At 66.2% G+C, this 9,800-nt stretch carries 8 protein-coding genes and 2 pseudogenes; 3 read left to right on the forward strand and 7 right to left on the reverse strand.

What is annotated here, in order from left to right; all coding sequences use genetic code 11:
• Positions 1-56: 56 nt before the first annotated feature.
• The 3 genes from EAO76_RS43545 to EAO76_RS43555 all read right to left on the reverse strand — a co-directional run bounded on the left by EAO76_RS43545 (position 57) and on the right by EAO76_RS43555 (position 2,981).
• Complete coding sequence (locus tag EAO76_RS43545; RefSeq protein ID WP_376301279.1) at positions 57-1,196, reverse strand: lipid II:glycine glycyltransferase FemX; 1,140 nt, start codon at positions 1,194-1,196, stop codon at positions 57-59.
• Between the two features lie 217 nt (positions 1,197-1,413).
• A complete protein-coding gene (locus EAO76_RS43550) occupies positions 1,414-2,232 on the reverse strand; it encodes a cation:proton antiporter (RefSeq protein WP_316248432.1) in 819 nt (272 codons plus the stop codon).
• Positions 2,121-2,981: an ABC transporter transmembrane domain-containing protein gene (locus tag EAO76_RS43555; protein ID WP_222872286.1), complete on the reverse strand. Its 861-nt coding sequence runs from the start codon at positions 2,979-2,981 to the stop codon at positions 2,121-2,123. The genes EAO76_RS43550 and EAO76_RS43555 overlap by 112 nt, the downstream gene beginning before the upstream one ends.
• A gap of 651 nt (positions 2,982-3,632) precedes the next feature.
• On the opposite strand from EAO76_RS43555, the pseudogene EAO76_RS47190 reads away from it, so the two are divergent.
• A pseudogene (locus tag EAO76_RS47190) lies at positions 3,633-3,906 on the forward strand (IS5/IS1182 family transposase); the annotation flags it as partial.
• Positions 3,907-4,066: 160 nt separating this feature from the next.
• Here the strand turns inward: EAO76_RS47190 and EAO76_RS43560 are convergent.
• From EAO76_RS43560 to vanH, 4 genes are read right to left on the reverse strand one after another with little or no spacing between them, the layout of a single operon-like run.
• A complete protein-coding gene (locus EAO76_RS43560; RefSeq protein WP_148841721.1) occupies positions 4,067-4,651 on the reverse strand; it encodes a hypothetical protein in 585 nt (194 codons plus the stop codon).
• 58 nt (positions 4,652-4,709) lie between these two features.
• Positions 4,710-5,318 carry a D-Ala-D-Ala dipeptidase VanX gene (vanX, locus tag EAO76_RS43565; protein ID WP_148841722.1) on the reverse strand — a complete coding sequence of 203 codons (609 nt, stop codon included), beginning with the start codon at positions 5,316-5,318 and terminating at the stop codon, positions 4,710-4,712.
• A complete protein-coding gene (vanA, locus tag EAO76_RS43570; protein ID WP_148841723.1) occupies positions 5,315-6,355 on the reverse strand; it encodes a D-alanine--(R)-lactate ligase in 1,041 nt (346 codons plus the stop codon). The genes vanX and vanA overlap by 4 nt, the downstream gene beginning before the upstream one ends.
• Positions 6,343-7,383: a D-lactate dehydrogenase VanH gene (vanH, locus tag EAO76_RS43575; protein WP_148841724.1), complete on the reverse strand. Its 1,041-nt coding sequence runs from the start codon at positions 7,381-7,383 to the stop codon at positions 6,343-6,345. The genes vanA and vanH overlap by 13 nt, the downstream gene beginning before the upstream one ends.
• Positions 7,384-7,820: 437 nt before the next feature.
• Between vanH and murF the strand changes: the two genes are divergently transcribed.
• Positions 7,821-9,203: a UDP-N-acetylmuramoyl-tripeptide--D-alanyl-D-alanine ligase gene (gene murF / locus EAO76_RS43580; RefSeq protein ID WP_148841725.1), complete on the forward strand. Its 1,383-nt coding sequence runs from the start codon at positions 7,821-7,823 to the stop codon at positions 9,201-9,203.
• Between the two features lie 259 nt (positions 9,204-9,462).
• A pseudogene (locus tag EAO76_RS43585) lies at positions 9,463-9,774 on the forward strand (peptidoglycan bridge formation glycyltransferase FemA/FemB family protein); the annotation flags it as partial.
• Between the last annotated feature and the right edge of the window lie 26 nt (positions 9,775-9,800).

Genomic DNA, 9,800 nt, shown 5'->3' on the forward strand with positions numbered 1-9,800 from the left:
TCACCCTGACGAGCCGAAGTCAGTAACCGCCGCACCGATCGAGTCGTGTGTGCGGTTCAGCGTCCGCGCCGCCTCATATAGAGATCGAAGGCCCGGTAAACCATCGGTCGCAGCGGCAGGTCCCACTCGCCGATGTACCGCATCGCCTGGCCGCCGGTGCCGACTTTGAACTGGACGAGGCCGACGTGCGGGTCGTCGGCGTCGAGGGTGGGGGTGATGCCACGCAGATCGTAGACGTCGCAGCCGGCCGCGAGCGAGTCGCGGATCATCGCCCACTGGCAGGCGTTGGAACCGCGCACCTCGCGCTTCGCGGTGGAGGAGGCGCCATAGGCGTACACGGCGTGGGTGCCGACGCGGACCAGGAGAGTAGCGGCGGCCAAGTCGCCCTGATGGCGGGCCAGGTAGAGCTTGATCCGCTCGGGGTCCTCGGCACTCAGCGCCGCGAACATGGTCTCGAAGTAGCGCAGCGGCCGGGGTGTGAAGTGGTCGCGCTCGGCGGTGTGGACGTAGAGGTCGTGAAACGCCTTGAGGTCCTCCGGGCCCCTGTCGCTGACCGTGACCTCGACGCCCTCCTTAGCCGCCTTCTTGATGTTGCGACGCCACTGCTGGTTCATGCCCCTGAGCAGCTCGTCCTCGGTCCTGCCTACCATCGGGATCTCGTACTTGAACTGTGGATGCCCGACCCCGAACCCGTCCTCCGGGCTCTGCGGCAGCCAGCTGGCGTCCCGGAACCAGCTGGCCACGCGGGCACCGACCGGGTCGGCCCAGTGGCCGGAGATGTCGGTGAGCCGTTTGCTGCCCGGGTCGGCGATGCCCTCCTTGACCTGGGCGGCGCTCCAGGTGTGTGTGCGCACCGGCGGGCCGAGCCGGATCGCGAACGCGCCGTGGGCCTTGAGATGGATCGCCAGCGGATCGAGCCAAGCACCGATCTCGCCGCTCCAGTCGATGACCGGGCCCTCGGGTAGATACGCCAGCGTGAAGCGGTCGAGCCGCGGCACCGGGCGGTGCAGTACGAGCCCAGCACCAACCAGGCGCCGACCCTCGAACCAGCCGAGGGACTCGCTGCGCCACTCGGTCTTGACGCGGCCCCACGCCGGGGTCTGCAGAAAGCTGACCGACCGCTGGGCCCGCACGAACGCCATATGCTCGGCGGCGCTGATCGGCCTGACGACCGGATTCCGGGCTGCAGGTCGCATTGGTTCGCTGGAGGGGTTGAAGGACATGCCACCAGTCAATGCAGCAGGGTGTTGCCCGGGCGTATGCGATTCTCGATACGCCGACGATATGTCACCACCCGGCGGCTCACTATCTGGTTCTGGCCGCCACCAGCCGGTGGCTGCCGGGATGTCCTCGGCCCGACCATGGGTCCGGGCCTCCGGCGGGTACTTGCACATCAGTGCATGTCGGTTGTCGTCAGGGGGCGTGGTGCCGGCGCCGGAGTGGGCGCTTCGCTGCCGAGTGCATCTCCAGGTGTTTCGGGAGCGCCCGGCGGTACAGCGGCAGGGCCGCGGTGCTCGTGATGACGGCGACCATGACGAGAACGGAGAACACCGGCTTGGTGATCAGGCCCTGCGCCAAGCCGATGTTGATGAAGATGATGATCATCATGCCGCGGGCGTTCATCAGTCCTCCCACAGCGAATGCCTCGCGCCAACTGAAGCGGAGTGTCTTCATGGCCAGGGTGCTGCCGAAGTATTTGCCCGCGAGTCCCGCCAGGAGCGCGGCGACGCCGAACAGCAGGGTGTCGGCCGAGATGCTCCGCAGGTCGGTGGTGAGGCCGGACAGGGCGAAGAAGACGGGCAGCAGTAGCGTGGAGACGGTATCCATCATCCGGCTGTGCAGCGCTTGGCGGAACTGCGGGTCACGGGGCATGGCCAGGCCGGCGATGAAGCCGCCGAAGACCGAGTAGATCCCGATCAGGTCGGTGAGGTATCCGCAGACGATCGGGACGATGGCGACGACGTACATCACGCCGGGGCTCAGCGTGCCCTGTCGGCCGACGTGCCGCGCCAGCGGCCGCAGCAGCTGGGACACTCCGAGCAGCATCACGGCGGTGAACAGGATGCTGTAGCCGATCATGGGCAGAGCGTCAGCGGCCCCGGAACCGGTGTGCACGGCCGTCAGCGCGGCCAGGAAGCACCAGGCCGCCGCGTCGTCGATCGAGGCGGCGACCAGGGACAGCCGCCCCAGGCGGGAGTTCTGCGGTGAGGGTTCCAGCCTGCACGTGAAAATAGCGGAAGAGGCGAGGACATCAGCGTCATCATCACGAAGGCCATCCGGCCCCAGACGACAAGGTTCACGCCGATCTTGCGGATCCTATTGGCACGATCCGCGTATTCGGCCATCTCCTCGTCCGGACGGCCGAAGAGCTTGGAGAGCATCGCCCCCTGTACGTTGAACCGCTCCTGCAGCCGTCCGCCGAGGCCGGCGTTCTCGTCCATCTGCCGTTGGGTGCGCCGCTGTATCACCCGCCCCACGTGAACCCAGAGCACGATGAATATCGGAACCAGCGCCAGCGTGATGACGCCGACAAGCCACGACAGGTAGAACAGCTCGGCCAGCACCACCACGACCATGACCGCACTGGTGGCCGCCATCAGCAAGCCGCTGAACTGCTGCTGTGCCATGATCAGTTCGGTGTGCAGTCGGCCGACCAGCACCCCGGTCTGGGTGCGGGTGAAGAACGCGAGCGGCAGCCGCCGGACGTGGTCGAGCGCCTGAACCCGGAGGTCGTAGCTGACCACCTGCCCGATCCGTCCGGAGATGTAAGCGGACACCAGCGACAACCCCGCGCCCAGCACGGCAAGGCCGACGGCCCGGCAGGCCGTCAAGATCACGACCCCGCGATCGTTCTTGACGATGCCGTTGTCGGCGAGCTCCCTCAGCAGCAAGGGAGTTGCGGCGACGATCAGCGCCTCCATCGTGGCGACTACGACGAGGAGCGCCACCATGCGGATGTGCGGGCGGAAGTAGGCAAGCACTCGGCGCACCGTCCCTGGGTGGATCGTGGTCCGTCAGGGATCGGGATCGTCATCGCTCTTCCTCACCCCCGCCCTCTCGCCCCGGGGCTCGTCGGCTTGCCGCCGTGACGTGACCCCGCTTTTGCCGACGGTGAGCCTCTTCGAGGTGGCCGCGTCAAGTGACGGTCTGCGAGCCGCCACGAGCGAGGCCCCGGGGCTGTTGATCGAGATGTCTGATGTCTCCATCATGCTGCCCGGGGGCCTCGTTGGTCATCTGTCCTGCCGTACTCGACCCTCTGCCGGGCGGCGCCCTCGCCGAGTGCGACCGGGTCGCAGTCTCACGCGCGGACTGCTCCCCCACGCGCCGCCGGCACGGGGTGCAGGTGCGGGCAGTCACCGGGCGGCCGGCTTTCACCTTCATGCCGGTCAGCCCGGAACAAGCCCTGGTCCTGATCCCGAGGGTCATGCAGCCCACCACCGAAGTGGTCGGCCCCGACTGCAGTGAGGCACCGCCGCGAACAGGGCCCCGATGATCGCCGTACCGCAGGGGTCGGACCGGTCCGGCAACGCGGACCGGCCGGTGAAGCTGGGTGTGGAGAAGGCTGTGTACGGGGGGCGTCCCGACCCCCGTGGTACATCTCAGCGACCGTCGTGGGGTATTCCGCCCGCACGCTGTCGGGACGGACTCACGACCTGACCGCGCCTGCACTCACCGGATCATCCGCATCTGTGAGGGCCAAGCCGTTTCCGTCCTGGCCGAGCCCGCCGACCCAGGGCGCCGGCCCCTGGCTGAGCGCGGGCGTCACCGGGGCCCCCGGCGGGCCCGGGCACCGGTCGAGCGCGGCGCCGCCCGCCTGACGTCCTGGCGGGTCGTCCGCAGATACCGTGGCAGTCCCACCGCAGAACGTCAATCGCCGAAACGGTCTCCAGCCCGCAGCGGCAGCGCCGAAGAAGCTCAACTGGAGCTCTTTCAGGCCGACCACGGCTCGGAGGACGGGCCGTGAAGGACCACACTCCTCCCGCGCCCGCCCGGGCCGGGCTGATGCCAGCTCAGCAGACCCTCAATCGTGCGCTCGCAGCGGCGCGCGGTGCCGGTTCGCCTGGCCTCACGGTGTCACACTGACCAGGATTCCTCGTCCCGCGTGGAAGCGCTCGAATACGCGCATGGGCAGCGATGTGGAGTCCGAATTGTGGGAGTAGCCCGACGGATTATGGAACCGCACCGTCCCGCCATGGACCTCATGAACCAGCACAAGATGCCCTCCCCGCCGGGGTTTACAGGTGCTTGGGTCGCGAATCTCAGGAGACACTGAAGCGATCAGGGCTTGCCCGGGGCGCACCGCTCGGGCGGATGCTTGAATCGGTGTGTTCTCGACCAGTTGGCATTTGAATCCGAAGTGTGAGCTGACCCAAGCCATGAATGGCCGGTATATCAGTCCTTGGACCTTGCCCTGGGGTTCCACCACGTAGCAACCCCAGTCGAGGGCCAGCGCAAGGAGTTCACGCATCAGCAGTCGGGTGTCCGTCCAGCCGTGGAGCAGGGACTGCAGACATGCCAAGCCGCAGACTTTGCGGGACCAGAACAGGTACTCCTCGCGCGAGTGGTACCCGTCGGAGGTCCAGTCGTGCAGTTGCGATGGATCGGTGCGCCTCAGGAAGACGTCGATCCTGGATGGGGCGGCACGCCGCATGACGACCTCGTCGTTCCGGTCCAGGCTTCCCCACTGTGAGACGTAAGGGAGGCTTCCATCATGTGATGGGAAAGTCGAAATAGACATCTGAGTAAGGCTCGCTTTCCAGCGTGTAGTGCCACCACTCGCAGGCGTAGCGAGCAAATCCGCAGTCCTCCATTACGGAGCAAAGGTGCTCGCGGTTTTCCGCTTCGATGGGCCTTATTCCTGCTGCTCCATGATGTGAGATCGAGTCCATGAGGTCGTGGTCACCACCCATGCAAGCATTTTCTCCGGTGGCAAGGGTGTAGAGCGTCAAGTCGACGGAACTGCCGCGGCTGTGGCCTGACTTGGCAGCCACGTATCCCTTGTCGAAAAGCTCGGACCTGTCGATATTGGGGTAGTGCCGCTGCTTTGTCCGGCCGTCCTCCGACTGTTCGGACCAGCGCATGAAGCAGTCGACGGCGCGTTGCGGACGGTATCCGTCCCAGACAAGCAAGCCGAAGCCGCGGGACGCAGCTTTTTCCTGCGCTCTCCCCAGGGCTGCGCACAAGGCTCTGGTGCCGACTATCCGATTCACCAGATATCCGTCTACCGGCTTTCCGGTGAAGTTGTCCCCGGTGGCGTACTTGGCATCCCAACGGATGCCGGGCACCAGCTCGTCCAGGTACCCGAAGTCGCCGTTCATCGCTTTTTCCGGTGCAGTGTCATTGACACGAGCCGGTCGATGACGTCGGAAAGCGGCATTCCTGCGGCGCCCATCATCCGGGGATAGCGGCTGTAGGAGGTCATGCCGGGAAAGGTGTTGACTTCGTTGAGTACCACCCGGCCGTCGTCCTGGAGGAACACGTCCACGCGGGCAAGCCCCTGGCAGCCCAGTGTGCGGTAGATGGCCTTGGCGCTCTCTTGGACGAGCCGGCGCGATTCTTCGGAGATGTCGGCGGGAACGATGAACGTCGAGTTCTCCGAACCACTCTCGGGTGACTCCTCCTGGTGGATCCTGAAGAATCCGTGGGAGAGGGCTACGCGGTCCACCTCGCCCGCGATCGGGGTGGATGGGTCCCCCAGGATCGCGCAGCCGACCTCGCTCCCGGCCACGGCCTCTTCGATCAGGACCTTCGAGTCGTACTGCCGTGCGGCCTCCAGCGCACTCGGTAAGTCCTCTGCTCCGGCGACTTTGCTGACGCCGAAGGATGAGCCCGAACGGGCCGGCTTCACGAAGACGGGATAAGGAAGCTGTTCGGCGTCGACCTTCTCGTCTTCCGCGACCACCCGGAAATTTGGCGTGGCGATGCCCGCGCTCTTGGCGACGGCGTAGGTCAGGGATTTGTCCATGCAGATGGCAGAGCTCTGGATATCGCAGCCGGCATAGGGGACGCCAGAGAGCTCCAACAGGCCCTGGATCGCCCCGTCTTCGCCGAGTGTGCCGTGCAGGACGGGCAGCACGAGGTCCAGACGGATCACTTCGAATCGGTCCTGTTCCAGGACGAGCAGTCCGTGGACGCTTCGGTCGGGTGACAGCATGACCGGCCGAGCGTCGGTGTTCTCCCAGTCTGTGCCAGGGGAGTTACAGAGCTGCCAGGCACCGGACTGCGTGATGCCGATCCAGTACGGCTCGTATTTACCGGTGTCGAGGTTCTTTGCGACCTCTTGGGCGGACTTGACGGAGACGGGGTGTTCTTCGGAAGAGCCCCCGAAGATGACGCCGATCTTCAACCTGTCCATGTTTTCCCGCTTTCAAAGTTGAGGCAGTTGATGAGGCTGTTTCTGATGGTGTCGCTCAGCGCGTGGTCGGTGTAATAGGCCGTGTGCGGGCTGATGAGCACATTCGGCAGATCCTGTAGTCGCAACAGCTGGCGGTTCTCTATGGGCTTGTTCCGGCAGTCGGTGTAGAAGATTCCTTCTTCGCCGTCGAGGACGTCCAGCGCCGCGCCGCCCAATCTGCCGCTCTCCAATGCCGATAGAAGGGCTTCGGTATCGATGAGTGGCCCGCGTCCGGTGTTGACGATGAACGCGCCATGTTTCATCTGGTCGATACGTCGGCGATCGACGAGATGGCGGGTTTCTACGGTGAGCGGGGTGTGGAGCGTGACAATGTCGCTGTGCTGAAGAAGCTCGTCGATCGGCGTGTAATGGGCGGGGGTCTTGGGGCGATTGTCGTAGGCCAGCACGCGGCAGCCGAAGCCTCGCAATCGGTCGATGACTGCTGTGCCGATACGCCCCGTGCCGACCACTCCGACAGTCAGGTCGCGCAGCTCTTTGCCGCGTATCTCACTCAGCCGGTAGTCATGAGCATCGGTGCGGCGGACGGTGGCCTTCGCGTGGCGCACGGCCATCAGCATCAGCATCAGCGTGTAGTCGGCAACGCTGTCGGGAGAATACGTCACGTTTCCGACGGATATACCGACGCTGTCCGCGTAGCTCACGTCGATGTGGTTGCATCCGACGCTTCGTGTGGAGAGATACTCCACACCGGCGCGGCTCAGTGCGCTGAGTGTGGCACGGGTGACATGCGTCTTGTGGCCGATGCTGATGCATCGGTTCCCGACTGCCAGGTCGGTATTGGCTTCAGATACCGCTTCCTTTGTGATGGTTGGCGCCATGCCAAGGCGAGGCGCCATTTCTCGGAATAGAAGGGCCTCGTCCTGCTCGCACCCATAGACTGTGATTCCCGTTGCCGAGACAGCCCGTGAGGGCGACGCTGGCGCTCGGGTGTTGCACGCCGCTGCTCGTGTTGGTCCGCTGAAACTCATGCCTTCCAGTCAAGRGAGCGTGGTGTTGCCRGCGYGTATGCATTTTTTGATACGCCGACGATACGTTGCCGGCCAACACCCTGCGCGAGCATGGATGCGGCTGGTCGGCCGCGCTGGCTTCGCCCGTGGGATCGACCGGAGCTCTGCGGGCGACACGCAACGTGTTGTGCATTCGCGTCGCCGGCACCTCCACGGGCTGGGGACTCGTCCTTGAAGATCAGGACGAGCATCGTCCTGCGCCTGTAGCGGCCGGCAACGTATCGTCGACGTATCGAAAACTGCATACACGCTGGCAACACCACGCTCTCTTGACTGGAAGGTATGAGTTCCAGCGAATCAGCCTCTGCCATCCTCTACTTCGCCAGCCCGCCCCCGAKCGCCAGCACAGCGACCGGACGATTGTTGATGTGCTTCGCCGATCCTTGCGTGGTCCGGGCATGATCCCGCTCAGCCTCGGTGAGATCGCCACAGTTGTCGGCGGGACGGTCGAGGGCGACGGCGCCGTGACAGTGACCGCGCCGGCCGTGCTCGACGGCCGGCAGGCCGAGCCGGGCGGCCTCTTCGTGGCCTTCGCCGGCGAACACGTCGACGGCCACGACTACGCCATCCAGGCCGGCCGGGCCGGCGCGGTGGCCGTGCTCGGCTCCCGGCCCACGGCGCTACCGACCGTCGTGGTCGAGGACGCCAAGGCCGCGTTGCAGGCGCTCGCCACCCACGTCGTGGCACGGCTGCGCGACGGGCTGACTGTCGTCGGGGTGACCGGATCCCGCGGCAAGACCAGCACCAAGGACCTACTGGCGGCCGTGCTGTCGAGCGCCGCGCCGACGATCGCCACAATCGGCTCACTCAACAACGACCTCGGCGTGCCGCTCACCATGCTGCGTTCCAACGCGGCCACCCGGTTCCTCGTCCTTGAGATGGGAGTCCGCCGCATCGGCGACATCTCCAAACTCACCGGCCTGGTCGCGCCCGACATCGGTGTCGTCCTCAACGTCGGCCAGGCCCACCTCAGCCATCTCGGGTCGCGCGAGGCAACCGCCCAGGCCAAGGGTGAGCTGGTGCAGGGTCTGGCGCCCGGCGGCACCGCGGTCCTGAGCGCCGACGATCCCCGGGTGGTCGCAATGCGCTCGCTCACCGACTGCCCGGTGCTGACGTTCGGCCAGGCGGAACACGCCGACGTTCGCGTACTCGACGTAGTCCTTGACCGGCTCGCCCGGCCGTCCTTCACACTGCGGACCGCCGCCACCTCGGCTCGCGTCGGGCTGCCGCTCGTGGGCACTCACCAGACGCTCAACGCGTCGGCTGCCGCGGCGGCAGGGCTGGCGGCCGGCGTTCCCCTCGATGGGGCCGCGGCAGCGCTGCCCACGGTCTCGCTGTCGAAGTGGCGCTTGGAACTACGTGACCTCGTCGGCGGCGCAACGCTGCTCAACGACTCCTTCAACGCCGACCCCGACTCGACCCGCGCCGCCCTGGACGCGCTGGCGGCAATCGAGGGCGGGCGCCGCATCGCCGTCCTCGGCGAAATGCTCGAACTCGGCGACGACAACGAGGCCGAGCACCGCGCCATCGGTGAGTACGCCGCCTCCCGGGCCGACGTGGTGGTCGCGGTCGGCACCCGGCCGCTCGCCGACGGTGCCGGAGAGCGGGCGGTGGCGCTGGCCGACAACGCCGCGGCCGTCGAGTGGCTGCGCGGTCGGCTCACTGCCGGCGATGTGGTGCTCGTCAAGGCCTCCCGCGGGGCGCGCCTCGACAAGGTCGCCACCGCGCTCGCGTCCGGACCCCACGATGTGCTGGTAGGTCGACCGATGGACGACAGGTAGGAGCGGCTGTGGCTTTTCGGGTATGTTCCATCACGGTGAGCGATCACGTCTCGTCCAACGCGACCCAACCTGCGGTGGCGGCTGCCCGGGTTCAAGACATCGCTGGCGTACCTGCCCGAAGGGCCGGTGACCGACTGGGCCTCGGATGATCTGGCCGGCTGGCTCGACCCATTGGTGGACCACCTGAAGCACTCTGGCACCTTCGCCCTACGCATCGGGTCGACGGCGGTGGCCCGCATCTGGAGTGCTGCGGGCCCGGGTCGGAGAACACGCCTGGTACAGCTACGGCGCCTCCGCCACGGCCGAACGGGAGGTATGTGGGTCGAACGCCGTGCAGCGGAAGATGATCACTGATGCTCTGGCTGCCGGATGTACGGTCCACGACCTGCGCGGCATCACCGGCGCCGTGGACGGCAACTTCCTGCACCTGGGCCTGATCCAGTTCAAGGTCGGCACCGGCGGCGAAGCCTTGGAGTATCTCGGCGAATGCGATCTGCCGCTGAATCGCCTGCTTTGTAAGGCATTCGACGCGGAAGATTTCAAGTCCATTGAGACGGTCGTGACACTATGAGGTTTGTGGTGCGGGTTCCCTGAGTT

Source organism: Streptomyces sp. sk2.1, from assembly GCF_008120935.1.
GTDB lineage: Bacteria > Actinomycetota > Actinomycetes > Streptomycetales > Streptomycetaceae > Streptomyces.